The organism is Lactobacillus ultunensis DSM 16047, assembly GCF_001436305.1.
In the GTDB taxonomy this organism is placed as follows: domain Bacteria; phylum Bacillota; class Bacilli; order Lactobacillales; family Lactobacillaceae; genus Lactobacillus; species Lactobacillus ultunensis.
This window is the reverse complement of record NZ_AZFO01000028.1, coordinates 1-26969: the sequence shown is the minus strand read 5'-3', so window position 1 is coordinate 26969 and position 26969 is coordinate 1. Positions and strand designations below refer to the sequence as shown.

Genomic DNA, 26969 nt, shown 5'->3' with positions numbered 1-26969 from the left:
TCCACTTTAGTGGGATTGTATCAGAATACCTAGCGTCTTTTATTTATATTTACTTAAAAAGAAAAAGTCACTAAGGAAAATGTCCTTAATGGCTTTTCTACACCTTCAAATTTCTTCCTATCAGCAGATGCCCTAAGAGACATCTTGCTTAGCCTTTTCATCCTCGGAGCGCTCATCACACGCTCCGTTATTATATTAACAGATCACAAGAAAAATATAAAGTAATTTGTTTCAAATTTTTAAATATTTGAACTGCGGAATTTCATCAGATCATTATTTAAATTTAGATTTTCTTTTTGCTTACTCTTTTGACTACTAATAGTCTTATAGAAGGTAGCAATTTGTCCTACTTCTTTAATTCCAGTAGAACAGCATCCGCCAATAATGCGTGCGCCATGCTCGTACCACTCTTGACTTAACTTTCTAAAATCAAATTTTGCGTTGAATGGTATCCAGTTGCGTTGAAATTCATCGTACACTCCACCCAAGTTGGGATATATAATAATTGCTTTTTTCGTAAACTCCTTCATCTTATCAATGGCTGCAGTTGCCAAAAACGGTTTAAAACAGTTAGCACCTACGGCAAACACTTGATTATATTCATTCAGCTTTTGCATGGCCTGTTTTAAAGGGGTACCATCACTGATCTTCGTAGTGTCATGAAGAGTAAAACTTACGTACACAGGTATTTGAGGCGAATTAGCTTTTAACCAATCTAAAATTGCAACTACTTCTTCTAATTTAGGTTGTGTTTCAATAGCTAAGCAATCTGGTTTATTTTTTAACAAAACTTTTAAACGAGGTAAATGGAAATTTAAATACTGCTTAGAAGTTAATTTATAATCGCCACGAAATTCATCACCTCGTGCTAAATAAGCGCCATATGAACCCACAGAAGCTGCCACAAAGTTATGAATACCTGTCTTTTTTTCATAATCATCACGGGCTTGTTTTGCTATCTCAACTGCCTTGGCAATCATATCTTCAGCTTGTTCTTCAGTATAACCATGCTTCTTAAAAGCTTGCACATTTGCTTGATAGGTATCAGTAATCGTCATCTGTGCTCCAGCTTTAAAATAATCCATGTGCACTTTATCTAGATCTTTTTCCAAGGCAATAGCAGTCCATAAATCATTATTCGTATCAATTCCTTGTTTTTCTAAGGCTGTAGACATAGCGCCATCTAAAATAAGGCCTTTATTAGAAATTTGATTAATTAAGTTCATATCTTCACCTTGTTCACATTTATATATCAGTAATTAATATTAATTTAATTTTATATTAATACTTGTTATAAATCAATAATAAAGTTTAGCTTATGAACAAAAAAAGTGACAATTTTTAATTGCCACCTAACATAAGTAAAAATATCAACTACTTAATCCAAGTTTGAACTTCACTATCATCACGTGCTACGCCTATTACATTTAGACCAGCTGCCCATTCTTTAAAATGACTGATATAAGCTTTATGGTTAGTGCCAGCTGAAGTGAAAAATGAAGCAACTTCTCCTTTATAATCTTTCATTTTTTCAAGCAAAGACTTAATTGGAGTTGCAGGATAACCTGACCAAACTGGACTACCTACCAAGACCAAATCATAATCATTAAAATCGATAGTCGGCATTTGTGCTTCAGGAAATTCCTTAGTACCTTGAATTTGATCCAAAGCAATATCATTTGTTTTATATTGATCTGAATCAAAAGTACCATCCGCTACAGTAACCTCTTGTAAATCACTGTCAGGAATCTCATATTTGATTTTTTCCGCTATCTTCTTAGTATTGCCTGACCACGAATAATACAGAATTAATGTCTTTTTAGCCATCTTGAGTCCTTCTTTCGTTTGCTTACATCTATTGTAAATTAAAAGAGAATCTTAAGCCAATATAAAAGCGACTCATTCAAAAATAGATATATTAGAAGTTTTTAATTACTTCGATCATCCTAGAACCATACTTTTTCATTTTAGCTTGTCCCACCCCATTAACTTCCAAAAATTCTTCTGAATTCTTTGGCTTTATCTTCGCCATATCATGCAAACTACGATCGGAAAAGATCATAAAAGCAGGTACATGTTGCTCTTTTGCAAGTTCCATTCGTTTTCGACGCAACGCTTCGAATAAATCTGGATCTTCATTTTCATTAAAAATACGTTTTTGCTGTTGGACCTTTGCAATTCTGCGTTTAACAATTATCTTACCATCAAGAACATCCCATCCGCGATTGGTAACATGAACTAACGGATACTTTGTACCTTCAATTTCCAGAAAACGTGAAGCAATTAAATAATCAATTAGACTAACCGCTTCGCGTTGATTCATTTTTAAACAACCATAATGATCATATTGTTGAGCATTTAATTCTTTCATTCTTTGATTCTTGGAACCGATCAAACATTGAGCCACAATGTTCTTGCCGAAGCGACCATCAAGTTCATAAACCATTGATACAACTTTTTGTGCATCTGTAGTGATATCTGTCAAATCATCTTGATTTAAACAATTAGAACATTTGCCACAGGGCTTACAGTCTTGACCAAAGTACTGCACAATAAATTGTTGCAAACATTCTCCAGTATTGGCATAATCAGTAATTGCCTGTAACTTCTGATACTGTAATTCACGATATTTTTCATCCGCTTCAGATTCGTCAATAAAAAAGCGATACTGACGCAAATCTCCGGGATGGTAGATCATGATTGCTTCACTTTCTTCTCCATCTCGGCCAGCCCGGCCCGCTTCTTGATAATAGCTCTCAATATTCCTAGCACTAGAAGCATGAATGACAAAACGAACATTGCTTTTGTCAATTCCCATACCAAAGGCATTAGTAGCGACTATTACCTGAAAACGATCAAATTGAAAAGCTTCTTGAATCTCATCTCTTTCTTTACTGTCCATACCACCATGATAGGCACCCACTGAGATTCCCTTCTTAGCCAAATAATCGGTTAAACTTTCTACCTTTTTTCGCGTATTAGTATAAACAATCCCTGCTTCGCCTTCATGCGCTTTAATATATTTAGCAATATAAAGTGGTGTATTTTGAGGAGAATTTACCACTTTAAAACTCAAATTAGGCCGAGCAAAAGAGGTAATTACAAAATTTTCTTTAGGAATATTTAATTGCTCCCCAATATCATCCTGCACTGCAGGGGTTGCTGTCGCTGTTAAAGCTAAAATATTTGGCTTGCTTTTCAAAGAATTGATTCCTTCAAGAAGCTGTCGATATGCTGGACGAAAGTCATGTCCCCACTGTGAAATACAGTGGGCTTCATCTACAGCTACCAAATCAATATCTAGAAAATTCAGTTGATATCTAAAATAATCCATAGCTAAACGTTCTGGAGTAATATAGATTAATTTAATCTTCCCTTGATATGCTTGACGCAAAATCGGATTTACTTCTTCTTGGGGTGTAGCAGAATTAAGTGCCGCTGCATTAATCCCATTCTGTTTAAGTGAATCAATCTGATCCTTCATTAAAGAAATCAACGGTGAAATTACTAGAGTCACACCAGAATTCATCAAAGCAGGTACTTGATAACATACTGATTTACCTGCTCCGGTTGGCATAACAGCCAATACGTTTTGTTTATTTAAAACTAAATCAATTACTTTCTTCTGACCAGGACGAAAATGGTCATAACCGAAAGTTTGCTTTAATACTTCTTCTGAATTCATTGAAATTTCCTAACTTGTATGAAATACTTTCTATATTCTAACAAAGTGGCATAAGATTTCCTAAGGCTTATAATAATTAAAGTATTTTAAACAGAAAGAAGGGGAAAAATTGATACACCTTTTCCATCGACGTATTACATTTTCACTTGCTTTAACCATTGGGTTTTTAATCCTAATTCTTATCGGAAGTATTTTATTGTCGCTTCCATTTGCAGATAAAGCAGGTCGAGCAACTGCTTATTCCGATGCACTTTTTACTGCTACTTCAGCAGTCTGTGTTACAGGATTAAGCACAGTAACCACGGCTACGCATTGGTCATTTTTTGGCCAATTAATTATCATGATTTTAGTTGAAATAGGTGGCTTGGGTTTCATGACTTTTGCAGTTATGCTTAGCAATTTTGCTCATCAACGAATGAGTTTAGGAGCCAGAATGCTAACAGGAGAGGCTCTTAACCTTAATCACCTTTCACAGCTACGCGTAGTGCGGCTAATCATTCGACTCTCGCTGACTATCCAGTTAATAGGAGCTACATTGCTTTTTATTGCTTTAAAAGAGAAATTAGGAATCGTGAAAGGAATCTGGTATAGCCTGTTCCACGCAGTAACAGCTTATTGCAATGCCGGATTTGATTTATTTGGTCCATCCCTTGAGCAACTCAACAATAATCCTTATGTTTTAACCATAATCATGCTTTTAATCGGTGCTGGATCATTTGGTTTCTTGGTATGGCGTGATTTGTTGACCTATCATATACGTCACAAGATCACTTTGCATACTCGTTTTGCTTTAACAGTCGGATTAATTATTTTAGTTTTATCAATAATTGGCTTTTTATTCAGTGAGCAAAACTTACATCAATTTAGCAATAGTTTAAACGGCGTAGACAGATTCTTTAACACACTCTTTTTAGCAATTACACCAAGAACGGCTGGCTTCTTCTCAGTGCCTTATACCCAACTTAGTACTGCTGGAATTGTAATTACTATTATTCTAATGTTTATCGGTGGTACGCCTGGTTCTACTGCTGGTGGGATCAAAACATCTACTATTGGTATTCTTTTCTTGCAAAGTATTGGGACATTTACGGGAAAGGAACCTGCTTTTTCTCACCGTCGCTTTACTCGTGATAATATCAATCGTGCATTGACTTTATTCTTTTCCGCGATTCTATTAATTATTTTAGCAACACTGTTACTAACCATGACACAACCAGCATTAGGTCATAACGGTGTTACTAAAGCTGTTTTTGAGACGGTTTCTGCATTTGGAACTGTTGGTTTGTCGTTAGGACTTACCCCACAGCTTAATTTATTTGGAAAAATTATCATTATAGCTTTGATGTTTATTGGACGGGTTGGAATTTATACTTTCATGTATTCTATCTTCAAATCACATCCTTCAAAACAAAGCTACCGTTATCCAGAGGAGGAAATTATCATTGGCTGAACAAAGTTTTGCTGTTTTAGGTCTAGGAAAATTTGGTATGGCATTAACTGTTGCGCTTTTAAAAGCTGAACAAGATGTGCTAGTAATCGATTCAAATGAAAAAGTAATCAATGACGTAGCACACCTAGTTACTCACGCTGTAATCGCAGATGCTACTGATGAAGATGAACTGCGCGATTTAGATATTGGTTCTTTTGATCACGTCTTTGTTACCATGGGTGAAAATGTCGAAGGCAGCATTATTGCTACTATGCTAGCTAAAAAACTTGGCGCGCCTGATGTTACTACGCGTGCTAATAATCATAATCATCGTTTAGTACTAGAAAAAATTGGCGCTGATCACGTTATTGAACCTGAGCAAGACATGGCACGACAATTAATTTTCCGTCAGCTTCATCCTAATGTAGTTAATTACTTTAATCTTTCCAAGAATATTTCCTTAGTTGAAATTAGTGTTGAAAACCCTCGTTTCTTCAATAAATCACTTGGTGAATTAGATTTTCGTAAAAATTATGATGTGAATGTGATCAGTATTGTTCATAATGGTAAATTAAACCAAGTACCACTCGCTACAGACACTATTAATCCGCATGATCTAATAACTTTGATCGGTTCTAACGAAGCCGTTCAAAAGATAAATGATATTTTACAAGAGAAGCATTAATTAAAGAACACATAAAAATACAGTCTTGAGGTTATCAAGACTGTATTTTTATTGTATTATTTTAAATTACTTATAAAATGTTTCTTCAACTGCATGTGTAATGGCAATCTTGTCATGGGCATATGATAAACCGCCTTGGATATAAAGCATGTATGGATCACGCAATGGACCATCTGAAGATAATTCAATAGTTGAACCTTCTACAAATGAACCTGAAGCCATTACAATTTCATCTTCGTATCCATCTTGATGATATGGAATAGGATCTACAAATGAGTTCATTGGTGAATAATGTTGAATTGCTGCACAGAATTTAACCATTGGATCTGGTTTACCAAAGGTAACAGTTTGAACAATATCACTACGAGGATCACTCCATTTAGGTGATACAGTCATTCCCATTTCTTCCAAAAGTGCTGCGGTAAAGACCATGCCTTTTTGAGCTTCACCGGTAGTATGAGGTGCCATAAAGAAACCTTGGTAAATATCACGTAGATAGCCCCAAGTAGCGCCTTCACCTTTTCCTGCACCTGGAACAGTTAAACGTGAGCCAGCACCGTCAATTAAATCTTGACGACCAACTAAGAAGGCACCACCTTTAACTAAACCAGCTCCAGCATTTTTATAGAGAGAACCGGCCATTAAATCCGCACCATAAAAAGTTGGCTCTTCACATTCAGAAAACTCACCATAACAGTTGTCAATAAAGATATTAACGTCTGGACGAACCTCTTTAATGAACTTGAGCATCTTCTTGATCTTATCCATGGTAAAAGTCTTGCGAGTTGCATAACCAAGAGATCTTTGAATGGCTACTACTTTGATTGATTTGTCTTGTAAGTCTTTCTTAGCCTTTTCGTAGTCAACTTCGCCATCTTTCAATTCAGTAGTCTTAAAGTTGATGCCCCATTCCTTCATATTGCCAGGTTTATTACCAGCTAAGCCAATAACTTCTTGAATAGTATCATATGGGGTACCTGTCAGATAATAAAGCGTATCTCCTGGTCTAAGCATACTAAACAAAGCAACTGTGATTGCATGAGTACCAGAACCAAATTGTGGTCTAACCAATGCATCGTCAGTCTTGAAATAATCAGCATAAATATCTTCAATCTTATCACGGCCAATGTCATCGTAACCATAACCAGTTGAAGGAACTAAATCTTCTTCACCTACATGATGTTTTCTGAATAAGTCGAGGACACGTTGTTGATTGTACAAAACTTGTTCATCAATTTCTTCAATTCTTGGTTGAATCACCTTTTCAACCTTAGTTACTTTATTCTTTAAATCTTCTGGTAAATTTTCTTTCCAAGAAAACTTCATTCTTTTCTCCCTTATCTATCCTTAATTACTTCTGCTTGAACATGCAATTTGCCATTATTGTCTTGATCTAAGTAAACGCCTTGAATTTCTGGCACAAAGCCAGGGAATTTTTCAATGGCATGAGCTAACACTTCAAAGTATTTCTGATCAATCATGCCCCATTTTTCACCTGGTGCAACAATAAATACACCTGGTGGATATGGTAAAGCACCTTCTGCAGCAATTCTGCCCACAACGTTTTCTAAATCAACTAATTCAGTATCACCGCGCTTGAAAAGTTGATCAGCCTCAGCAGGTGTCATCTGATAATCTTGCATCCCTTTCTTAGCAAACAATTCTTGTTGCAAAGTAAAGGTTTGGTTTTCTTGATAATACTCATGCATTTCTTGACAAAGTTGCTTAACGGTATAGCCCTGATACCGTTTTGGATATTCCTTGTACAAAACAGGTAAAACATCTTTCACCAAAGCATCTTCCGTATAATACTTTTCAAACTTCAAAAATGCTTCTAGTAAAGTATCTAGCTCTTCTTTACTATCACCTGGGGTTAACAGGAATAATAAAGAATTTAAATCATTTTTAGCGCGAATGATATGATTTTCCATCAAAAATTCTGCTACAACAGCTCCTGGTATACCATTCTTTTCATACTTAGCTTGAGCAACATCGATTCCTGGAGTTTTGACCGTAATCTTCAATGGATCAATCATTGCTTCACCATTGCCCATTTTCTTGAAGCCATGCCAGTTATCTTCTTTATTCATATTCCAATATTTAGCATTTGTAGCTAATTCTTCTGTTGGAATTTCTGCAAAATTGTCAGGAACTAGTGGCTTAAACAGTTTAGATCTCTTTAACAATTCCTTGCGCCATTCAATCCCCAGTCTGAGGATCTTATCCCACCACTTCTTATTGCCTTCACCAGCTGTTACATAAGAATTAACAGTCAGGGATGCATAAAGAGGATAAGCATAAGAAGAAGTTACGAACTTCAAATAAGCATGATTAAAATGCTTATGATCAACATAACGTTTTTGACCCTTAATATGAGAATCCTTCTTGAGGATTTGTGAAGATTGAGCCATACCTGCTTGTTGCTTGTGCAGTGATTGAGTTACCAAAATACCTGGATCATCCGGTCCCAGATGCAAAAGAAGTGGTGATAAATGTCTCATAATCGGCACAAATTCTTCAAAACCACCCCAAGCACAATCAAATAAGATGTAGTCGCAGAGTTTACCAATTCGATCTACAATCCATTTAGCATCATAAAAGACACCATCGTAAGTTTCAGCTTGAACAATTGCTAATCTAAACGGGCGCTTTGCTTTAGCTTTGTCAGGGTCTACTTTTGCAACTTCAGCTCTGATCTTATCTTCAGTTAAAAAGTCAGGATCCATTTCACCAATTAGTCCCAAAGCATTGCGGTCGGTCGGAATATAAACAGGCTTGGCACCGCTCATAACTAAAGCGCTGTTATATAAAGATTTGTGGTTGTTTCGATCAAATAATACTAAGTCGCCTTGTGATAAAAGCGCACTAGCACAAATTGAATTAGCACTAGTCGTCCCATTAGTACAGAAATAAACTTTGTCTGCATGGTATGTCTTTGCTGCTAATTTTTCCGCATCTAGTGGTGTTCCAGCATGAGTCATAGTATCACCCAGCTGAGGAACGGTATCACTAGTATCGGCAAACATTAAATTCTTACCAAAAAATTTATTAAAAACAACACCAGCGGGATGTAAATCATAATATTGACCATTATGGTGACCAGGTGTAGTAAAGCTAATTGGTTTTGCTTGCACAAAATTAATCAAATCAGTCAGAAAACCCGGCACCATCTTTTCTTCATATTGTTTAGCAGCCTGAGCAATCTCACTTACCTCATTAGTACTAATTTGGTCATTAACTTGAATGACAGGAATAGGAAAATCAGATTGTTTTTTTAATTGAATTGCTTTATCTTGAGCAGCCTGATCGTCATTTTTAATAACAATAGCTGCTAATTCAGCACTATTTTTGACCTGGCCTATTGGTACAGATGACCATCCCTTTAACTGCTTAATGTCAACACCATTACCAACGGCTATTTTTAAAAAGTCCATCTTTTTCCTTTCCATTTTCATTACAAATCTATTCTGCGTATTGCAAAACTTAAATAAATCTTTATAATCTTTTTACAGTATCTCTTTATTACTGAATATTTTCGTAATTTAGAGTACATATCAGATTATATAAACATTGGAGGTTTTAGACAAGTGCACTTGCCATGTTCTCCGCCAGGGATAAAACAGTCAAACTAACAACTGAATAGATTCTTGGAGGAAAATATTTTATGTCAGAAGAAATTGAAACAGTCGATTTCGAACCCGGCAAAAAACACTATATGAAATGGCCGGTTATCGCTTTAATCGACTTCGTTACCATCATTAGTTTTGAAAACATCTTCTATCCTTTTCAAAACCAGGGATTATCTGTAGTAGTTTCATGGATTTTCCTTTTATTTGCCTACGTCATTCCTTATGCATTAATGTGTAGTCAAATGGGGTTAACTTTCAAGGACCAAGCTGGTGGTCTTGCTTCATGGGTACGTCATTCATCCAACGATACTTTAGGCTACTGGACTTCTTGGATGTATTGGGTACAAACTGTTCCCTACTTGGTTGATGTTTCTAACTCAGTAATCGTATCATTCTCATGGATTATTTTGGGTAACAATACCTTAGATAAACACATGTCAACCTTCTGGTTTGGAATTTTAACTTTTGTAATTATTTTAGCCTTCATTTTAGTAGAAAATGCAATCAAGAATTCATTAGAACTGCTTTCCTTAATTGGTGGTGGTGCTATGTTTATCATGTCCATGCTTTTCGTACTTTTAGCAGCTTATGCAGTTATGCATGGACACCACATTGCTACTCAACCATTCAACTGGGGAGCATTTAAACCTTCATTTAGTTTGCGTTACTTCTCTACAACTGGATTGCTGATTTTCGCTATGTCTGGTGCTGAATTAGCTGCTCCATACATCGTACAAATGCGTGATCCTAAACATGAATTTCCTAAAGCTATGTGGATGTTGGCCATTATGACTGGTTTCTTAACTATCTTTGGTACTTTAGCATTAGCAATCTTCTTTAATGCTCATCATATTCCACATGACTTTAAGATGAATGGACCTTACTATGCTTTCCAATTGTTAGGAGAAAGCTTAGGAATGGGTAAAGTTTTAATGTATATCTTTGCCGTAGTTCAAGCTATCTTCATGATGGCTCAATTAGCCGTTTTGCTAGATGCTTCAAGTCGTGTATTCGCCGGTGATGTTGCTGATAAGTTCATGCCAAAATGGTTAACTGGTAAAAGAGATAAGACTGGGCGTCCAGTTCATTCATACACTTTAACCTGTGGCTTAGCTTTGTTCTTGCTTTTGCTTACCGGTACTTTGCCAAACATCAATACAATTTACAACTGGTTATTGAATATCAACGGTATTATTTCACCATACAAGACCTGCTGGGTATTCTTTGCCTTCGTTATGTTGCGTATGCATGAAAAGAAATATCATTCAGATTATGTCTTTATTAAAAACAGAACTGGTTCATTGATCATGGGTTGGTGGTGCCTAATCTTCACTTTCATTTGTGCAACTTTAGGTTTCATTCCACAAGAAGCTGAAGCTACATTTGGTAGTGCTGCATTCAATCACCAATTAATCATGAATATTATTACTGTAATCGTACTCTTCGGTTTAGGCTTCCTTCTACCATGGCTACGTAAACGCGAAGAAAAACGCGAAATGAACATGTAAAAATCATACTAATAAATAAAAGCATCAGCTTAAACTGATGCTTTTTCTTTATTCAAGAAATCAAATTGTTTTTGAAAAACATGGCCTTTTCGTAGATCATACACTGACCCTAGGATCGGTGTAAGTGCAAATGGTCGTAAAGTGTTAAAATCTCGACTTCGATTATTATAAATACGGTGCATTTCTGGTTTTATTTTAAAAATCTTATCTAAATAAGATGGGCTAATTTCATCAACATAGCCTTTCAAAGTAAACCCAATGCTATTTGTCGTTTCTCTACCTCGAAGCGCGGTAACTGATACGCGATTATTGCTTTTAATATTACGATAGAAATTTTTTTGATTAGTTGTCGCAAAAATAAGACGACCATCTTCATTAAAATCAAGATCCACTATGCTAGTATGTGGATCACCATTTTGATCAACAGTACCAAAAATAGCAGAATGAAAACAACCAACAATTAAGTTCAAGAAGTCTTCATTTGTCAAATTTTCATCCAAAGCGGGGACGTGTTCTCTCATAGTCTTTCCAACTTTCTTCTTTACCTATATCCATTTACCATCATTGTATACAGAAAGCCGAAAATAGACTATTTTCTTGCCCAGAATCTATTTTTGTTAACGGATTCTTAAAAACTATTTAAATAAAACTCCTAAATAATACCCAATGAAGATCAGAACTAAACCACCAAAATATGAGGAAATGCCATAAAAGATCAAGCCTCGATAGTTTTTACTCTTATATAGTTCGACCAATTCAGTGTTCATCGTTGAAAAAGTCGTATATCCACCTAGGACCCCAGTTCCTACTAAAGCATACAAAAATACATTGCTACCAATGCCAAAAACAAAACCTAATATTAGAGCACCAGTGAGATTAATAAATAAAGTCGGAATAGGTAAATTAGAGAATTTTTTACCGATCCACTCCCAGTGTTTTTTACCATAATTAGTTATTGCATAGCGAAGTATAGCTCCTACTGAAGCACCTAACCCAGCTAATAATAAATTCAAATTAATCATCCTTTCTTACTAATAAACCAACTTTTTTGCCAATCTTCATGCCTAAAAATGCAAAAATAAAACCAAAGACAATTGAGCTTAAGAAATAAATCAAAGCAGTAAATGGCATATTTGCTTGAATATTTTTCAAAGTATCAAGATTAAAAGTTGAAAACGTAGTAAATGCGCCAACAAAACCGGTACCCAATCCGACAGTCAGCCACTGATGAAAATCCTTGAACTCCATAAAGAAGTAAGTAAAAAATGCAAGTAGAAAGCATCCAATGATGTTACCCCAAAAGGTACCGTAAAAACCAAAACTTGCATTTAAACTAGCTCTAGCCATTCCACCAAAGAATGCAAAACAAGCTACGCTTATATAATTGGTAATTTTTGTAGACAAATAAATTTCCTCCCCATGAAAAAACGTCCACTTCACCCTTGGGCAAAGTAGACGTCATTAGATTTCTCGGTTAATGGTGAACGTCATCACCTATTTAGTTAACATGTAGAATATACAACTTCTATTGTTTGTTGACAAGGGCTTTTTGTTACTTTACCGACTATAGTAACCTTTTAAAGAGCTAAATCATACAGTAACAATATACTTCATGATAGAATAAAACTAAAAAAGAAAGGACAACTAAAAATGGCTTTCCCCTATCAAAAACAATTTCGTTCTTATTGCAAACAAAAAAAGAAACTAGCAGATTCAACTATCTCTTTAGCGTCAAAATCAATCGATACATTTTGGAACTATTATGCTGCAAATTTAGGTGAAGACGCGGATGTCAATAATGTTCGAGCTAACGATATTCGTAATTTCTTAGATTCATTGGAACAGAATCTTCATATGAAAAGTAATACTGTTAACAAGTACTTAAGTCATTTGAAGATGTACTTTATTTTTCTCAGTGAATACGACTATATCATTAGCTATCCTCTTTTAACTCTAAGAGGCAATAAATTTGATCGTCGTCAACATTATGTCATTAATTGGATGTCGTCTTTACCGAAATTGATCAAAGTCAAAAATATCCATCCAGAAACAATTAAAATGATGGCTGCCATTGCCGCTGGTTTTAAGCCAAAAGAAATAATAACCCTTAGTACTAGTACTTTACTTAAAGAAATTCAAAATCCAGAAGTTAAAAAATTTATCAAAGTACATACGGATTACACACAAAATAGTGATCCTTATCTGTTAGCACGGAAAAACGGTGAACCCTACGCATCCGATTTTAATATTAATCAACGAATAGCTCCCGATAGAAAGATTATTGGTATGCAATTGACCACCCACAAATTACGGATGAGTTACGTTTATTCAATTCTTTCCAATCACCATTTATCTGACAACGAAATTCTGCAGAAATTGAGAATTTCGTTGAAATCTTTGAATTATTATCGTAAGAATATGACTCTTTATGTAGAAACGGAAGACTTTTCACTTAATGAAAAAGAAGACTGTTAATTACACAGTCTTCTTTTTTAATTTATAATTTTTCATTCAATCCTTATTCTGGATCTGCATCTGAATGGTAAGTAATGCTGAAGCCAGCTTGAAATTCCTTGCCTGGTTCCAAATGATTCATGCCATATTTGTGTTCTAATTCACCATCGGCATCATCACGATCAGCAATTCCCCACCATGGTTCAATACATACATAGTTTGCAGTCTTTGGATATTGTGACCAAATACCTACAAATGGGGCATTTCTAGTCCAAACATTGATATGAAACTTACTCTTATCAGTTCTAAGTGAAACCTTGTTGTCATGTCCATGAAGCTCATAAATTAAAGCATCATTCTTAAATAATTCATCACTCAAAGAAATAAGACTATCAGTTGAAGCAAGTGAACGATTCTTCCAATCAAGACTAGCGTTCTTAAGCGGAATCTTTACACGTGCAACAGAGGGATGCATGTCAAAATAAAAGTCTTCTTTCTTACCGCCCTCTTTAACTGGCAAATTAAATCCAGGGTGACCACCAATACCAAAGATCATTGTTTCATCTGATTTGTTAACAACACTGAAATTTTCTTCAAGTAAGTTGTTCATCAAATTGTAGTTCACTCTAAATTCAAACTTAAATGGGTAAACCTTGCGAGTTTCTTCATTGTCTTTAAGCAAGAAGGTGATGCTTTCTTGTGTATGATTCTCAACTTCAAAATCTGAATTTCTCGCAAAACCATGTTGTCCTAGATGGTAAGTTTTACCCTTATAAGTATATTGATCATTCTTAAGACGACCAACAATTGGGAAAAGAACAGGTGCATGTCTGCCCCAAATCTTAGGATCAGCTTGCCACATAAATTCTTCACCAGTATGTGCACTCTTTACGCTTTGAATTTCAGCACCATGATCTGAAACCACAACTTTAATCATATTATTTTCGATTGTATAATCCATAACTTGTTTTTCCTTTACATATCAAATAACAAAAAATCATAAATGTAATCGCTTTGATTACCTTCATTTTAACATTATTGAACTATAATGGGGAGCAAATTTAAAAGAAAAAAGGAGTTGAATATTTTACATTCAGCTCCTTTTAGTAAAAGTTTGTTACAAGATAAACTTAGTCAAATCCTTGTTCATAATGATATCACCTAATTTATCCTCAACGTAGGCCTCAGTAATGGTAATTTCACCCATTTCCATATCTGGACCTTCGTAAAGAACATCTTCCAATAACTTTTCAAGAATAGTTGAAAGACGTCTTGCACCAATATTATCAGTGCCTTGGTTAACGTCAAAGGCAATTTCAGCAATCTTATCAACTGCTTCTTGCGTAAAGACTAACTTAATGCCATCAGCTTTCATCAAAGCCACATATTGCTTCAAAAGTGAATTTTGTGGATCTTTTAAGATCTTGACAAAGTCTTCTTTAGTTAAAGCATTAAGCTCTACACGAATTGGAAAACGACCTTGAAGTTCCGGAATCAAGTCACTAGGCTTGCTTTCAGCAAAGGCACCCGCAGCGATGAAAAGAATATGATCAGTTGAAACCGGACCATATTTTGTATTAACCGTTGATCCTTCAACAATTGGCAAAATATCTCTTTGAACACCTTCACGAGAAACTTCACCAGAATTGCGCTTATTACCAGCAATAATCTTATCTATTTCATCGATAAAGATGATACCGTTGTTTTGAGTTCTTTCAATTGCACGTTGATAAATAGTGTCATAATCCACCATTTTCCGTGATTCTTCTTGAATCAAAACTTCGCGGGCCTCTTTAACTGGTAAAGTACGCTTAACCTTCTTCTTAGGCATGATGTCATTGAGCATTGAACCCATGTCCATACCCATTTGTCCCATCATATCACTCATAGGATTAGCTTTAGGAGCTTGCTCTACTTCAATTGTTACTTCACGATCTTCAAGCAAGCCCTTATTTAATTTCTCGGCAACATCCATTCTTTGGTTGCGGACTTCATCGGTAACTTCTTCTTGATCATTATTATTTTGATTATTACCGCCCCCCATCAGCATAGACATCATATCTTGCATCTGTTGCATTTGGTTTTCACGGTTTTCGCGTTTTACGCCAGGAGCTAACAAACGAACTAATTGTTTATTAGCTTCCTTTGTTGCTTGTGGTTTCACACGAGCAAATTGATCTTTTTCTTCCATACGAACGGCTTCGCTAACCAAATCACGTACCATTGATTCAACATCACGACCAACGTAACCTACTTCGGTAAATTTAGTTGCTTCTACCTTAACAAATGGAGCTTCAACAATATCAGCTAAACGACGAGCAATTTCGGTTTTACCAACACCAGTAGGCCCAGCCATTAACAAATTCTTAGGCGTAATTTCACGTTGCATCTGTTTTGATAATTGCATACGACGGTAACGGTTGTAAAGTGCAATCGCTACTGACTTTTTCGCTTCATCTTGACCAATAATATATTCGTTTAAAATTCTAACTATTTCTTTTGGGGTCTTTATAGCCATTTTATTTACTCCTAGATTTCATCAGTAATAATTTGATCATCAGTAAATACATCGATACCAGAAGCAATTTTTACCGCTTCATGGGCAATCTCATCGGCCTTCATATCTTTAGCATGACGGGTCATGGCAATTGCAGCTGCTTGAGCAAAATTACCACCTGAACCAATTGCTACTACATTTTCATCTGGCTCAAGAACTTCTCCATTACCAGAAATAAGCAAAAGGTCTTTATCATTGAAAGCAATTAACATCGCATTCAATTTTTGCAAAGTTGGATCTTTACGCCAAGCTTGAGCCATCTCTACAGCAGCACGACGAAGATCACCACTGTAACTTTCAAGTTTGCCTTCCAGCATATCTTGCAAACTAACTGCATCAGCTACACCACCGGCAAAGCCAATAATTACACGATCGTGATAAATGCGACGAATCTTTCTGGCGGTTGCTTTAGCAATTACCTTTTCGCCTAAAGTAACCTGACCATCACCAGCGATTGCAGTTTTGCCATTGTATCTTACTGAACAAATTGTTGTCATTTTTAAACCTCAACTTTCTTTATTACGAGGGAAATATTTTTCATAATCTGATTTCAAATGAGCCATAGTCACGTGCGTATAAATTTGAGTCGCTGATAAATCACTATGTCCTAACAACTCTTGAACACTACGCAAATCGGCTCCATTATTAAGCATTGCTGTTGCAAATGTGTGACGAAGCTCATGGGGATGTACTTTTCCACTGATTCCTGCTTGATTAAAAGTCTTTTGCATTACATATTGAATGCCTCGATCACTAATTGGCTTGCCTAAATTACTCAAAAAAACATGCTGTTCCGTCTCATCTTTTAATAATTTAGGTCTAGCATTTTCAAGATAATTTACTAAAGATTTTTTAGTACGATCATCAAATGCAACATAGCGATCCTTATTACCCTTACCATGAACCAGAATCGTCTGTAAGCTTAGATCAATCTGTTTAAGGGTCAATCCACTAACTTCGCTAACGCGCATTCCTGTCGCATAAAACAACTCAAACAATGCTAAATTACGTACTGTTAGTGGTTTATTGCCTTGCAAAGAATCAAAAACTTGCTTAATTTCTGGTTGGTAAAAGAATTCTGGCAACTTTTTTTCACCACGTCTAAGCGTAATTGCTTGTGTTGGATCTATTTTAATGATTCGTCTTCTCGTCAAAAAACGATAGAACGAATGTAAGCTCGACATTTGCCTTTGTTGACTACTACGAGCCAACTTTCTATCAGCCAAATGCTGGAGATAAACTTGGACATCACGCTCATTTACCTTGATCCAACCATTAAAGCCACCATTTTCCTGCCAAAACTTTTTAGCTTCCAATAAATCAGTTCGATAAGACAAAACTGTTTTTGAGCTATAGTGACGCTCATTTTGCAAGTAGGAAATAAAGTGTTCTAGTTCATCCGTATCTTTAGCCATTAATCCAAGACTTCCGCTTTAAACTTGTCTAAACTAGCCAAACCACGCTCACTAACCTTTTCATGACGCTCACGTTTTTTACGAATCTTCTTACCCTCAAGAGCAGGTAAAAGCGCAAAACTAGCATTCATTGGTTGAAAATGTTTAGCACTAGTGGTTGTAACATAATTTGCCATTGAACCTAATGCAGTATCTTTTGGAAAGGCAACAGTTTCTTCGCCCATTGCTTCACGAGCTGCATTAATTCCTGCTACTAATCCACTACCAGCACTTTCCACATAACCTTCTACCCCAGTCATTTGACCAGCAAAGAATAAACCTGGTTGTTTTTTAGCTTCATAACTAGCAGTCAAAATATCTGGTGAAGCCATATATGTATTCCGATGCATCTTACCATAACGAACAAAACGAGCATTCTCCAAACCAGGAATCATAGAGAAGACTCTCTTCTGTTCACCAAATTTCAGGTGTGTTTGGAAACCAACGATATTATACATCGAAGCTGCAGCGTTATCTTGGCGTAACTGTACAACGGCATACGGAGTTTTTCCAGTATGGGGATCTTCAAGACCAACGGGTTTTAATGGGCCAAATAACATAGTTTTAGCACCACGTGCCGCCATTACCTCAATTGGCATGCATCCCTCAAATACATCACTATTTTCAAAGCCATGTAATTGGGCAGTTTCTGCATTAATTAACTCATGGGCAAATTTTTCATATTGTTCTTTAGACATAGGACAATTCAAGTAAGCTGCTTCTCCACGATCATACCGTGATTTTTTATAGACAATGTCCATATCGATAGAATCCGCAGCTACAATTGGGGCCGCCGCATCAAAGAAATGCAGGCTATCACTCCCAGAGAACTTTTGAATTTGTTCTGCTAAAGCATCACTAGTTAATGGACCTGTAGCAATAATCGTAATCCCTTCTTGCGGAATTTCTGTAATCTCCTCTTCATGAACAGTTACGTTATCCATTCCGCGTAAAGTATCAGTTACGTATTTGCTAAAACTATCACGATCGACAGCTAATGCTCCACCTGCTGGCACTTGCGTCTTATCAGCAGCCTTCATAATCAACGAATCTAAATGACGCATTTCTTCTTTTAAAAGACCAACTGCATTTGATAATTGATTAGAACGCATAGAATTAGTGCAAACTAGTTCTGCAAATTCACCAGTTTCATGAGCAGGAGTTTCTTTCTTTGGACGCATTTCATACAGATCTACATGAATTCCACGCTTAGCTAATTGCCAAGTTGCTTCGCTTCCTGCAAGTCCTGCCCCAATTACAGTCACATTTTTGGGCATTTAATCACCTATTTTTCTTTTTTAATTAAGAATAGCACGTTCAGCAAATATTTATTTTACTTTCAGCTATTCTTAAATATTACTTATTGCTTTCGCCTTCTTGAGGTTCTTCACGATAATCGCCATTAGGACATAAGACAATTGGTCCCTTCTTAGAACGCTTTTCAACTAAGAAATGTCCATCATTAGGACAATTTCTGCCAATTGGCTTATCCCATGAAACAAAGTCACATTCTGGGTAACGAGAACAGCCATAGAACTTACGGTTTCTTCTTGACTTCTTTTCGACTACTTCACCCTTGCCACATTTAGGACAAACTACGCCAATTTTCTTTACAATTGGCTTGGTATTACGACAGTCGGGGAAGCGAGAACATGCATAGAACTTCCCGTAACGTCCCATCTTGATTACCATTGGGGCACCACAGATATCACAATTGAAACCGGCAGGTTCATCCTTGATTTGGACTTTTTCAATTTCACTGTCAGCTTTGTTCAATTCTTTCTTAAATGGTTGGTAATATTCATCAACTACATGAGCCCATTGTTTTTTACCGTCTTCGACTTCATCCAATTCATTTTCCAAATGAGCAGTATAGTCGACATTAGCAATATCTGGGAAAAATTGTTCAATCAAAGTATCAACAATTTCTCCTAATTCAGTTGGTACAATAGAACGACCTTCAAGTTTCACATAATAGCGCCGTTGAATAGTATCAATAGTTGGTGCATACGTTGATGGACGACCTACGCCATTTTCTTCCAAAGCATGTACTAAACTAGCTTCAGTATAACGTGCAGGTGGCAAAGTAAAGTGCTGCTTATTATCTGACTTCGTCATTTTTACCTTGTCGCCTTCGTTTAATTCTGGCAAATCAACATTTTTCTCCTGTTGATTATCATAAACTTTGGTAAAACCTGCGAATTTCATCTTAGAACCAGTAGTTCTAAAAATCACACCATTTTGAACGATGTCAGCTCTTACTGTGTCATATACTGCTGGAGTCATTTCACTAGCTAAGAAACGTGACCAAATCAGTTTATACAAGCGATATTGTTCTGTGGTTAAAACGCTCTTTAATGATTCCGGCGTGCGATAAACACTAGTTGGACGAATTGCTTCGTGGGCATCTTGAGCGTCCTCCTGATTCTTAAAGTGACGTTGACTCTTAGCTGCAAACTCGGCACCATACTTTTCATGCAAGAATTTAGAAGCTTCTTGTTGAGCTACAGGTGAAGTACGTTTAGAGTCGGTTCTCATATAAGTAATCAAACCTACAGTTCCCTGCTTACCCAAACTGATTCCTTCATATAGTTGTTGGGCAATGCTCATTGTCCGACGCGTTCTGTAGCCTAAACGTTTATTGGCTTCCTGTTGCATAGTTGAAGTAGTAAATGGAGCAGCCGGTTGACGACGACGTTGTCTAGAAACAACTTTTTCAACTTCGAAATTCTTTCGTTTGTCAATTTTTGCCAAAACATCTTTTACAGCATCAATATTTGGTAATTCTTTCTTCTTACCATCTACGCCATAAAAGGCTGACTTAAAGTTTTCTTTGCCCTTGCTGAATTCAGCATCAATTGACCAATATTCTTTTGGCTTAAAGTTTTTAATTTCTTTTTCGCGATCAATTACTAACTTCAAAGCTACTGATTGAACACGACCAGCGCTTAAGCCTTTCTTAACTTTAGCCCAAAGAATTGGAGAAAGAGAATAACCAACAATTCGATCCAAGACACGCCGAGCTTGTTGTGCATCTACTGTATCCATATCAATCGTACGAGGATGCTTGAAGCTTTCTTTAACTGCATCCTTGGTAACTTCATTAAAAGTTACACGATTTTTAGCTTTCTCATCTAAATTCAAGGCATGAGCTACATGCCATGCAATAGCTTCCCCTTCACGATCGGGGTCGGATGCTAAATAAACTTCTTTTGCCTTCTTTGCTTCACTCTTCAACTCTTTAATCGTGTCGCCTTTACCACGAATAGAAATATATTTTGGCTTATAGTTATCGTCAAAATCTATTCCCATTTGTGACTTCGGCAAATCCCGAATATGACCCTTGGAAGCAATAACGTGATAATTTCTTCCTAAATACTTTTCAATAGTTTTGGCCTTTGCAGGTGATTCCACAATGACCAGTGTTTTTTTACGTTTTTTAGTTTTTGATTTACTTTTCGCTTTAGTAGGCATTAAATGCCTCCTTATTTAAATATTATTTTTACAATATACAGTCCACAGATTAAATAATACTTTATGAATTGTCAAATCTTTCCTTTGTCAAATTTTAAAATCTATGATTGGTATTGCTCCATCTTCAATTAATTGATTGGGCCCCGCTGAAAGCTGATTGGTAATTGGTCCAGGCACTGCATAAACATCTCGATTTTCTTGCATTGCCAAATTAGCTGTGATTAAAGAACCAGATTTTTCTTTGGCTTCGGTAATAATTACTCCTTTGCTCAAACCAGCCAAAATCCGATTTCTTTCTGGAAACCTAAAGGGTCGCGGTGGAGTATCTGGTAGATACTCGCTAATTACTACACCATTTTGAATAATCTCTCTTTGCAGATCAAAATTTTGACGTGGATAAGAGTGATTAAGTCCATTACCAATAACTGCTATTGTCTTTCCTTGATTTCTTAAGGCAGCTTGATGAGCCAAAGAATCAACTCCTTTTGCTAGACCACTAGCTATAACTATCTCTTTTTTTATTAAATTAGGAACTATTCGATTAATTACTCTTTCGCTATAATTTGTCGGATATCGTGAACCTACAATAGTCATCGTTTCTTTCGCCAACAAAGAAATATCTCCCTGTACAAATAAAATTATTGGCGGACGATAAATCTGACGCAACTTTTGAGGATAAGCTTCATCAAAGAAGCCCACGACTTGACATTGCTGATAAATCTGTCTTACCAATCGATCTAATTCAGAATCACGAAAAGCACGAACACAGGCATCTAACAGCTTTTGTGATAAATCTAATTCTCGCAGATCACTAATTTTAATGCTTCTTTCTTCATTAAGCTGATTAGCAATTTTTAGTAATTTGACGTAGCCGATGCCCTTTTGCAATTTTAATTTTAATAAAAATTCTGTTTTATTCATAAAAAAGCCTCCATTGTTTATTACGCAAAAAAAGGCTTTTTTCTCTTCAGAGTTTTAAATTATTTAAAAAAATCACTTACTGGGGCAAAGGTTTTTCTATGAATTGGTGTTGGACCATACTTTTTCAAGGCCTCAATATGTTCTTTTGTACCATAACCAGCATTATTAGGAAAACCATACTGAGGATAAATTTTAGCATAATCATCCATCAACTTATCTCGAAAGACTTTAGCCACAATCGAAGCAGCAGCAATAGAATTCGACTTAGCATCCCCTTTAATTAATTTAACTTGAGGCAAATCAACCGATACATCCATTGCATCTACTAGCAGAGCATCAGGCTTGATATTTAACGCTCTTACGGCTTGAGCCATCGCCTGACGGTCAGCTTCATATATATTAATTTGATCGATTACGGCTGGACTTTTGACGCCTATCCCAACACTAACAGCCTCTTCTAAGATTTTAGGGTAAAGTTTTAACCGTCTTTCAGGACTTAATTTTTTAGAGTCATTAACATCTAGCAAATCAAAATCTTGATCAATAATTACCGCTGCCGTTACTACAGGCCCAGCTAAAGGTCCACGGCCTACTTCATCAACACCACCAACACACTGATTTTTTTGCCAAAATTCCTTTTCATAACTGAATCTCTTAAGAAAAGATTCTTTTTTCTCCAAAACTTTTGCTTGTCTCTTATGGTAGCTTATTAACAGTTTTTGTACGCCAGCTCGTGGATCTTGCTTTAAAGAATCAAGTTCTTCTTCTGAGACCGTTTTTTTGAGCATCTCTTTGATTTCTTTGATTGTCATGGTCTATCTAACGTAATCCTTCCAATTGCTCCTTTACGCAGACGCTGGAGCATGAATAGTGAAAAACGGTCATAATCATCGCGCATCCCGTATTTTTCTGTCATTGCCAATAAAATATCAGCATCTGCCAAATTCTCAATATCACTTTGATTTAACTTAGAGAATTTAACTAAATTCTTTAAATAATGTTCACGCAGATTTTCCAAAACAAACAAAGCAACGTCATCCGCATGAAAAACGCTATCTTTAATTGCACCAAACGCAGCGAGTTTATAGCCAACTTCTTGATCAGAGAATTTAGGCCAAAGTATACCTGGTGTATCCAAAACCTGAATATTTGCACTAGTTTTCAGCCATCTTTGCCCTTTAGTCACACCAGGCTTATTACCTACCTCAGCCACATTACGACCTACCAGTCGATTAATAACAGTAGATTTACCACAATTAGGTATTCCTGCTAAAGCAATTCTAATAGTAGGATTGGAAGCACCACGAGCTTCTAGCTTTTTAGTTTTTTCAGCCGAAGCTTTTTTAACCAAAGAAATCAACTTTTGCATATTAGTATTGTGCAGAGAATCTAAAGCTAAAACATATTTATTCGCTCCACTTAGCTTTTTAGCCCATTCCTTAGTCAAATTAGGATCTGCTAAATCCGCTTTGTTCAAAATAATAATGTGTGGCTTGTTACCAACTAATTCTTCAATCATCGGATTTCTAGATGATTCAGGAATTCGAGCATCAAGCACTTCAACTAAAACGTCAATTAAATTTAACTTATCCTCCAACTGATTACGAGCTTTATTCATGTGACCCGGATACCATTGAATTGTTGCCATAAAATCTCTTCTTTCTTTATATCTAACTAATTTTCTTCATCACCTAAGAAAATTACCTCGGCAATTTTCCCTAAATAGTTTCGTTCCTGTCTAAAAGCATAGCGATATACTTCAGCTCTAAATTCTTTTTGATCTTCTGTTAATTCTTTCTGCTTGACAGTGTATTTTATTTCTTTCATAAAATCCCTAATCGAAGTTTGATTCATTTGCGCGCGTAAATCAAATTCAAGCTGTTTTCTAATCTTCTTAGGCAAATAAATTTGGTTCATTTTTTTCATCGCATATTGAACCATTTCAACACGAACTCGTTCAACTTCTTTTTTCTGTTCAAGATCAGGTTTATCTTCTTCTAGCATAAATCTAAAAAGAATTGTCGGGACTATCATACTAAGTAAAATTAAAGTAATCCCACTAAGCAAAATTAAATGATAGTCTGCTATGCTTACTCTTAATTCACTTAGAGCATATGCCAAAGCAAAAGTTACCGCACCGTGAATACCACCCAGACTAAAGATCCACGCATCTTTACTGGTTATCTTATTTTTAACTGATAATAAAAAACGACAATAAATAAATCGAACAACAAGATTGACTACATATAAAATTACGCCAATTAGAATTGCGTCAATTGTTTGTTGATTAAATACATCCTCTTTCATGGCACGAATCATAATAATCCCTAACAATAAAAAGACGATTCCATTAAGTATAGCAATAATTAAATCTGAAAATTGAATACTATTATACGAAATGGCAGAATCTGTCAATCTACTTCGTTCAAATTCAACATTATGAACTAATCCCGCAGCAACCACAGCAATAATTCCTGATACTTCTATGGTTTCCGCTAAGAAATAAATAATAAACGGTGTGAGAAAAAATATAACCTCTATCGGCATAAACACACTATTAGCTAGATGATGCGTAGATCTTAAACTAGCTTGACGTAAAAATACTAATAGCGTGGCAATTAAAAATCCCAAGATAATGCCACCGCCAGCAGAGTACAAGAAATTGCCAATTGCTCGTCCCACATTTAGTTGTTTATGAATATACCAATCAACGGCCATATTTAACAAAATAATACCTGACGCATCATTAAAAAGTGATTCATCCTTTAAATAAAAGGCTATCTTTTTAGGTAATTTTAAACCATGAATAACAGATTCTGTAGCCGTGGCATCAGTTGGTGTTGAAACTGCCGCCAGAATAAACGATAAAGGCAAAGAAATTCCCACACTGATATAAACAGCAAAACCACCAGCAACTGTGGTTAAAATAATCATTACCACGGTCAAACCTACAATAGCACGCCAACTCCGCAAAACATTGTGTAGTCTCGTTCGTTGTCCCTCAAAAAACAATAGAGGTGCAACAATTAATCCCATAAAAACTTCAGAATTAAAGCTTTCAATCAACGTATTCGTTTGAGGTACTAATGCAATCGCTATACCGATTAACATAGCAACATAGTTGACCGAGATTTTCTTAAAAAAACGCTGTTGGATAATTGTAGCTGCAGCAACTGCAAATACAATAAATCCAATAAAAATCATTACTTTCATATTATTTTCTCATTTAATAAAAAAGCCCAGGCATTTTAGAGGCTTGGACTTAATACATCATTTTATCTTCATACATTCTGTATGCGCGATCAAAAATGGACATGCTTGGTAAATAACTAGCGTTGAGTTCTAAATAATCTGAGAGTTTCTCATAATTTTGTTCTTGCTTAGGAAAACTTAAATCATGTTGAGCATTATTAGCAAATTGAGCCACCTCATCTGCAGAATCAGGATCTCTTTGCGTCATTAAATAGCGATAAAAACTTTCTCGATAGGCCATAATTACTCCACATAAAACAAAATCGCATAAGCTCCATTACCTGCATGAGTAGCAATAATTGGACTAGTTTCTGCAACTAAGACATTGATATCTGGATTGATCTGCTTGATCTTATCAGCCAATTCATGCATCGGTTCTGGAGTATCTACATAAGAAATACCAACTTCTTTAATGCGATCCTTATTTTCTTCGATTTCTTTTAAAACTCGTTCGTCAAAAGCACGGGTAAATTTTTTACCTCTACCTTTTTTAGCTACTTTTAATTTTCCATGTGGCATTTGCAAAACAATTCTAATATTCAACATTGTTGCAATTCGTCCAGATAAAGCTCCTAAACGACCACCTTTAATTAAGTTTTTCAGATTAACAACCATCATCTCAAGAGTTTGATTATCTCTAATCTTTTTGACATGAGCCACGATTTCATCCATACTCTTGCCAGCTTGACTATCTTTAGCTGCAGCTAAAACCTGAAAACCTTCTGCTCTGTCTGTCAGTTCGGAATCAATAATAGTGACATTATCTGTTTGACCAGCAATTTCAGCTGCCTGACGTGCCGCATCAATTGTTCCACTTAAAGCCTTGGCTAAAAAGATACCAATTACCTGACTACCATCAGCGGTTAACTTCTTGATAGTATCTACAAAACGGCCAATTGGTGGTTGACTCGTCTTAGGTAGGTTTTCTGCCTCATTCATCTTTTTAACGAAATCACTTCTTGTGATATCTTCTCCATCAATATAGGATTTACCATCAATAGTAATAGTTAAAGGTACGACAGTAATATCATATTTTTTAATTTCTTCTGGTGTTAATTGGACGGAAGAATCCGTCATTACTTTTATTTTTGACAACGTATTCGCCTTCAATTCTAATTTGTTTACCCATTTTTATGATAAAATGTGAGCAACATATATACTGTATTGTATCAAAAAAATTACTTAAGAAAAAAGGAATGATTGGATTGTTGCGTAATGAAAATTAGCAAACTTTGGCAAGAACCTAAACATAGATCCGACAAGTATTACCTTTTAGATAATATTTTTAGTGCAATTACTCATGGTATTGGCTTTGGCCTAGCAGTAGCTGGATTAGTTATCTTAATCGTCAAAGCGGCCCATACTGGAAGTCCAATGAGAATTGTTACTTTTACGATTTATGGATCATGCTTAGTTCTACTCTATTTATTTTCAACTCTATATCATAGTTTAGTTTTCACTCGTGCTAAACATGTTTTTCAAATTTTTGACCATTCATCAATTTTTCTATTAATTGCTGGTTCCTACACCCCTTACTCTCTAGTAGCCATAGGTGGTGCGTGGGGATGGACTCTATTCGGTCTAATCTGGGGCCTAACAATTTTTGGAATTATCTACTACATTTTCAATCGTGGTAAACACGTAATCTTCGATACGATTCTTTACGTAGCCATGGGTTGGTTAGTTATTCTTTCCGGCTCCTATTTATACGTCCGACTCAGTCCTACCGGATTCTGGCTATTAGTTGGAGGTGGCGTTGCTTACACGGTCGGAGCTATTCTTTTCAGTATGCGTAATGTGCCTTTTATTCATACAATCTGGCATTTATTCGTCATGCTGGGATCAATTTTAATGTATTTTTCCGTTTTGCTTTATGTCTAAAAAATGCGACAGAACTTTTGATACAATCCCACTAAAGTGG

At 35.9% G+C, this 26969-nt stretch carries 25 protein-coding genes and 1 riboswitch; of the genes, 5 read left to right on the top strand and 20 right to left on the bottom strand.

The features are described from left to right. Positions 1-239: 239 nt before the first annotated feature. The 3 genes from mmuM to recQ all read right to left on the bottom strand — a co-directional run bounded on the left by mmuM (position 240) and on the right by recQ (position 3685). Entirely contained in the window at positions 240-1226 is a 987-nt protein-coding gene (mmuM, locus tag FC57_RS08130; protein WP_007125573.1) for a homocysteine S-methyltransferase, read from the bottom strand. Positions 1227-1374: 148 nt separating this feature from the next. After that, positions 1375-1827 carry a flavodoxin family protein gene (locus tag FC57_RS08125; RefSeq protein ID WP_007125572.1) on the bottom strand — a complete coding sequence of 151 codons (453 nt, stop codon included), beginning with the start codon at positions 1825-1827 and terminating at the stop codon, positions 1375-1377. 91 nt (positions 1828-1918) lie between these two features. Then, complete coding sequence (gene recQ / locus FC57_RS08120; protein WP_007125571.1) at positions 1919-3685, bottom strand: DNA helicase RecQ; 1767 nt, start codon at positions 3683-3685, stop codon at positions 1919-1921. 109 nt (positions 3686-3794) lie between these two features. On the opposite strand from recQ, the gene FC57_RS08115 reads away from it, so the two are divergent. Next, a complete protein-coding gene (locus FC57_RS08115; protein WP_040529389.1) occupies positions 3795-5135 on the top strand; it encodes a TrkH family potassium uptake protein in 1341 nt (446 codons plus the stop codon). After that, positions 5128-5799, top strand: coding sequence for a potassium channel family protein (locus FC57_RS08110; RefSeq protein ID WP_007125569.1), 672 nt, complete (start codon positions 5128-5130; stop codon positions 5797-5799). Before FC57_RS08115 ends, FC57_RS08110 begins: the two co-directional genes overlap by 8 nt. Positions 5800-5865: 66 nt before the next feature. On the opposite strand, the gene FC57_RS08105 is transcribed toward FC57_RS08110, so the two are convergent. After that, entirely contained in the window at positions 5866-7125 is a 1260-nt protein-coding gene (locus tag FC57_RS08105) for a methionine gamma-lyase family protein (RefSeq protein WP_007125568.1), read from the bottom strand. Positions 7126-7136: 11 nt separating this feature from the next. Then, on the bottom strand, positions 7137-9233 hold the full coding sequence (locus tag FC57_RS08100; protein ID WP_040529388.1) for a putative ornithine decarboxylase: 2097 nt from the start codon (positions 9231-9233) through the stop codon (positions 7137-7139). Between the two features lie 230 nt (positions 9234-9463). Here FC57_RS08100 and FC57_RS08095 point away from each other — a divergent pair, with 230 nt between their 5' ends. Next, entirely contained in the window at positions 9464-10936 is a 1473-nt protein-coding gene (locus FC57_RS08095) for an APC family permease (protein ID WP_007125566.1), read from the top strand. 29 nt (positions 10937-10965) lie between these two features. Here FC57_RS08095 and FC57_RS08090 read toward each other — a convergent pair whose 3' ends face one another. The 3 genes from FC57_RS08090 to FC57_RS08080 form a co-directional block, all read right to left on the bottom strand. Further along, positions 10966-11457: a pyridoxamine 5'-phosphate oxidase family protein gene (locus FC57_RS08090; RefSeq protein ID WP_007125565.1), complete on the bottom strand. Its 492-nt coding sequence runs from the start codon at positions 11455-11457 to the stop codon at positions 10966-10968. 114 nt (positions 11458-11571) lie between these two features. Next, a complete protein-coding gene (gene crcB / locus FC57_RS08085) occupies positions 11572-11949 on the bottom strand; it encodes a fluoride efflux transporter CrcB (RefSeq protein ID WP_040529432.1) in 378 nt (125 codons plus the stop codon). 1 nt (position 11950) lies between these two features. Beyond that, positions 11951-12340 carry a fluoride efflux transporter FluC gene (locus tag FC57_RS08080; RefSeq protein ID WP_040529387.1) on the bottom strand — a complete coding sequence of 130 codons (390 nt, stop codon included), beginning with the start codon at positions 12338-12340 and terminating at the stop codon, positions 11951-11953. A gap of 41 nt (positions 12341-12381) precedes the next feature. Beyond that, a riboswitch (Fluoride riboswitch) is annotated at positions 12382-12440 on the bottom strand. Between the two features lie 146 nt (positions 12441-12586). Here FC57_RS08080 and FC57_RS08075 point away from each other — a divergent pair. After that, positions 12587-13411, top strand: a complete 825-nt coding sequence (locus tag FC57_RS08075; protein ID WP_007125562.1) for a site-specific integrase — start codon at positions 12587-12589, stop codon at positions 13409-13411. A gap of 43 nt (positions 13412-13454) precedes the next feature. Here FC57_RS08075 and FC57_RS08070 read toward each other — a convergent pair whose 3' ends face one another. The 12 genes from FC57_RS08070 to FC57_RS08015 all read right to left on the bottom strand — a co-directional run bounded on the left by FC57_RS08070 (position 13455) and on the right by FC57_RS08015 (position 26143). Continuing rightward, positions 13455-14351: an aldose 1-epimerase family protein gene (locus FC57_RS08070; RefSeq protein ID WP_007125561.1), complete on the bottom strand. Its 897-nt coding sequence runs from the start codon at positions 14349-14351 to the stop codon at positions 13455-13457. A 156-nt stretch (positions 14352-14507) separates the two neighbouring features. Next, complete coding sequence (gene hslU, locus FC57_RS08065) at positions 14508-15908, bottom strand: ATP-dependent protease ATPase subunit HslU (protein ID WP_007125560.1); 1401 nt, start codon at positions 15906-15908, stop codon at positions 14508-14510. A gap of 11 nt (positions 15909-15919) precedes the next feature. After that, the gene (gene hslV, locus FC57_RS08060; RefSeq protein ID WP_007125559.1) at positions 15920-16444 is read right to left on the bottom strand and encodes an HslVU peptidase proteolytic subunit; all 525 of its coding nucleotides are present in this window, start codon (positions 16442-16444) and stop codon (positions 15920-15922) included. 9 nt (positions 16445-16453) lie between these two features. Beyond that, complete coding sequence (gene xerA, locus FC57_RS08055; RefSeq protein ID WP_007125558.1) at positions 16454-17362, bottom strand: site-specific tyrosine recombinase/integron integrase; 909 nt, start codon at positions 17360-17362, stop codon at positions 16454-16456. Further along, positions 17362-18678, bottom strand: coding sequence for a methylenetetrahydrofolate--tRNA-(uracil(54)-C(5))-methyltransferase (FADH(2)-oxidizing) TrmFO (gene trmFO / locus FC57_RS08050; protein WP_007125557.1), 1317 nt, complete (start codon positions 18676-18678; stop codon positions 17362-17364). Before trmFO ends, xerA begins: the two co-directional genes overlap by 1 nt. A 79-nt stretch (positions 18679-18757) precedes the next feature. Further along, positions 18758-20875 carry a type I DNA topoisomerase gene (topA, locus tag FC57_RS08045; RefSeq protein WP_007125556.1) on the bottom strand — a complete coding sequence of 706 codons (2118 nt, stop codon included), beginning with the start codon at positions 20873-20875 and terminating at the stop codon, positions 18758-18760. A gap of 87 nt (positions 20876-20962) precedes the next feature. Further along, positions 20963-21796: a DNA-processing protein DprA gene (gene dprA, locus FC57_RS08040; RefSeq protein WP_007125555.1), complete on the bottom strand. Its 834-nt coding sequence runs from the start codon at positions 21794-21796 to the stop codon at positions 20963-20965. A gap of 59 nt (positions 21797-21855) precedes the next feature. Beyond that, positions 21856-22608 (bottom strand): ribonuclease HII, encoded by a 753-nt coding sequence (locus FC57_RS08035; protein ID WP_007125554.1) that lies wholly within the window; start codon positions 22606-22608, stop codon positions 21856-21858. After that, entirely contained in the window at positions 22605-23444 is an 840-nt protein-coding gene (gene ylqF / locus FC57_RS08030) for a ribosome biogenesis GTPase YlqF (protein ID WP_007125553.1), read from the bottom strand. Before ylqF ends, FC57_RS08035 begins: the two co-directional genes overlap by 4 nt. A gap of 26 nt (positions 23445-23470) precedes the next feature. Beyond that, a complete protein-coding gene (locus FC57_RS08025) occupies positions 23471-25009 on the bottom strand; it encodes a cation:proton antiporter (protein ID WP_007125552.1) in 1539 nt (512 codons plus the stop codon). A gap of 49 nt (positions 25010-25058) precedes the next feature. Continuing rightward, complete coding sequence (locus FC57_RS08020) at positions 25059-25289, bottom strand: YozE family protein (RefSeq protein ID WP_040529386.1); 231 nt, start codon at positions 25287-25289, stop codon at positions 25059-25061. Positions 25290-25291: 2 nt separating this feature from the next. Then, positions 25292-26143, bottom strand: coding sequence for a DegV family protein (locus FC57_RS08015; RefSeq protein WP_040529385.1), 852 nt, complete (start codon positions 26141-26143; stop codon positions 25292-25294). Between the two features lie 120 nt (positions 26144-26263). Between FC57_RS08015 and trhA the strand changes: the two genes are divergently transcribed. After that, the gene (trhA, locus tag FC57_RS08010) at positions 26264-26929 is read left to right on the top strand and encodes a PAQR family membrane homeostasis protein TrhA (RefSeq protein WP_007125549.1); all 666 of its coding nucleotides are present in this window, start codon (positions 26264-26266) and stop codon (positions 26927-26929) included. Positions 26930-26969: the final 40 nt, after the last annotated feature.

Coding starts and splice junctions, on each gene's coding strand:
- mmuM (WP_007125573.1), bottom strand. CDS start 1,226: ATGAACTTAATTAATCAAATTTCTAATAAAGGCCTTATTTTAGATGGC.
- FC57_RS08125 (WP_007125572.1), bottom strand. CDS start 1,827: ATGGCTAAAAAGACATTAATTCTGTATTATTCGTGGTCAGGCAATACT.
- recQ (WP_007125571.1), bottom strand. CDS start 3,685: ATGAATTCAGAAGAAGTATTAAAGCAAACTTTCGGTTATGACCATTTT.
- FC57_RS08105 (WP_007125568.1), bottom strand. CDS start 7,125: ATGAAGTTTTCTTGGAAAGAAAATTTACCAGAAGATTTAAAGAATAAA.
- FC57_RS08100 (WP_040529388.1), bottom strand. CDS start 9,233: ATGGACTTTTTAAAAATAGCCGTTGGTAATGGTGTTGACATTAAGCAG.
- FC57_RS08095 (WP_007125566.1), top strand. CDS start 9,464: ATGTCAGAAGAAATTGAAACAGTCGATTTCGAACCCGGCAAAAAACAC.
- FC57_RS08090 (WP_007125565.1), bottom strand. CDS start 11,457: ATGAGAGAACACGTCCCCGCTTTGGATGAAAATTTGACAAATGAAGAC.
- FC57_RS08075 (WP_007125562.1), top strand. CDS start 12,587: ATGGCTTTCCCCTATCAAAAACAATTTCGTTCTTATTGCAAACAAAAA.
- FC57_RS08070 (WP_007125561.1), bottom strand. CDS start 14,351: ATGGATTATACAATCGAAAATAATATGATTAAAGTTGTGGTTTCAGAT.
- hslU (WP_007125560.1), bottom strand. CDS start 15,908: ATGGCTATAAAGACCCCAAAAGAAATAGTTAGAATTTTAAACGAATAT.
- hslV (WP_007125559.1), bottom strand. CDS start 16,444: ATGACAACAATTTGTTCAGTAAGATACAATGGCAAAACTGCAATCGCT.
- xerA (WP_007125558.1), bottom strand. CDS start 17,362: ATGGCTAAAGATACGGATGAACTAGAACACTTTATTTCCTACTTGCAA.
- trmFO (WP_007125557.1), bottom strand. CDS start 18,678: ATGCCCAAAAATGTGACTGTAATTGGGGCAGGACTTGCAGGAAGCGAA.
- topA (WP_007125556.1), bottom strand. CDS start 20,875: ATGCCTACTAAAGCGAAAAGTAAATCAAAAACTAAAAAACGTAAAAAA.
- dprA (WP_007125555.1), bottom strand. CDS start 21,796: ATGAATAAAACAGAATTTTTATTAAAATTAAAATTGCAAAAGGGCATC.
- FC57_RS08035 (WP_007125554.1), bottom strand. CDS start 22,608: ATGACAATCAAAGAAATCAAAGAGATGCTCAAAAAAACGGTCTCAGAA.
- ylqF (WP_007125553.1), bottom strand. CDS start 23,444: ATGGCAACAATTCAATGGTATCCGGGTCACATGAATAAAGCTCGTAAT.
- FC57_RS08025 (WP_007125552.1), bottom strand. CDS start 25,009: ATGAAAGTAATGATTTTTATTGGATTTATTGTATTTGCAGTTGCTGCA.
- FC57_RS08020 (WP_040529386.1), bottom strand. CDS start 25,289: ATGGCCTATCGAGAAAGTTTTTATCGCTATTTAATGACGCAAAGAGAT.
- trhA (WP_007125549.1), top strand. CDS start 26,264: ATGAAAATTAGCAAACTTTGGCAAGAACCTAAACATAGATCCGACAAG.